Raw genomic sequence first — 1,053 nt, 5'->3', positions numbered from 1 at the left:
CACTGACATTTAGCTTTGGCGTTGGCCCTTCGGGATCTTCGGGGGCTGCGTAGGGTGCGTCGGGTCCGGTTCCTCCGGCACGGCTGGATCACTGACCGAAGCGTCTGCTTGCGGGCGACTTCTCAACGTTGATCGACGGCTGGTTGAACCGCCCGACGCACGTGCGTCCCTGTTGGGAACCCGTGGCCGCGCCCGGCGTGGACCACTGCTACCGAATGTCCGGTCAGCACAGCCCTGCGGAACACGCGCTCAGGGGCCGTGGCGGATGTCCCGGGCGGCAACACCCCTGCGCCAAGACGGGATACGACCGTTGAGAATCCACCTGGGCATCGACGTGGCCTGCCGGGCCTCGCACCGTGCCACCTGCACCGACGCCACCGGCGAAGTCCTCATCTCCGGACGGCGTTTCACCACCACTGCGGAGGACCTTGAACGGTTATGGGCGGCCTTGCCGACCACCGACGACCTCACCGTGATCATGGAACCTACCCGTAACGCCTGGGTGCCCTTGGCAGCCTGGTTCCAGAACCGAGGCGCCACGGTCGTGCTGGTGCCTCCGGAACAGTCCTCCGACCTGCGCGACTACTACCACAAGCACACCAAGAACGACCGCCTGGACTCCCGCGTCCTGGCCCGGCTGCCGCTCCTGCATCCCGAGGGCCTGCGACCACTGTCCGACACCGGCCCCGCACACCCCTTGCGCCGCGCCGTCCGCCGACGCAGCTCGCTGGTCGAGCGCCGCACCGCATCGTTCTACCGGCTCGACGCCCTGCTGGAGCTGATGGGGCCCGGCTGGGGCAATGCTCTCGGCTCAGGCACCTACTGCAAGGCCGCCCTCGCGGTGCTCCAGCGCACCGGTGCCGACCCCCACGCCCTCCGCCGCCTAGGCCCCAAACGGCTGGCGGCCTTGTTGATCCGCCACAGCCGCGGACAGTGGCGCGAGGACCGCGCCGAGAAGATCACGGATGCGGCCCGCGAGACCCTCAAGCTCTGGCCCGACGGCCTGCTCGATTACGCCGAGCTGGCCGAGGACATCGCCGCCGAGGCCCAGCT

At 69.1% G+C, this 1,053-nt stretch carries 1 protein-coding gene; it reads left to right on the top strand.

All coding sequences use genetic code 11. The annotated features are described in order from the left end of the window. Positions 1–310: 310 nt before the first annotated feature. Positions 311–1,053, top strand: a 743-nt coding sequence (locus ACTWP9_RS36655; RefSeq protein ID WP_443250644.1) for an IS110 family transposase, incomplete at its 3' end; no start/stop codon positions are given.

The sequence above is a fragment of the Streptomyces sp. 3N207 genome, assembly GCF_052246355.1.
Lineage (GTDB): Bacteria > Actinomycetota > Actinomycetes > Streptomycetales > Streptomycetaceae > Streptomyces.
The sequence above is the reverse complement of the archived record's forward strand: the minus strand, read 5'-3'. Positions and strand labels throughout refer to the sequence as shown.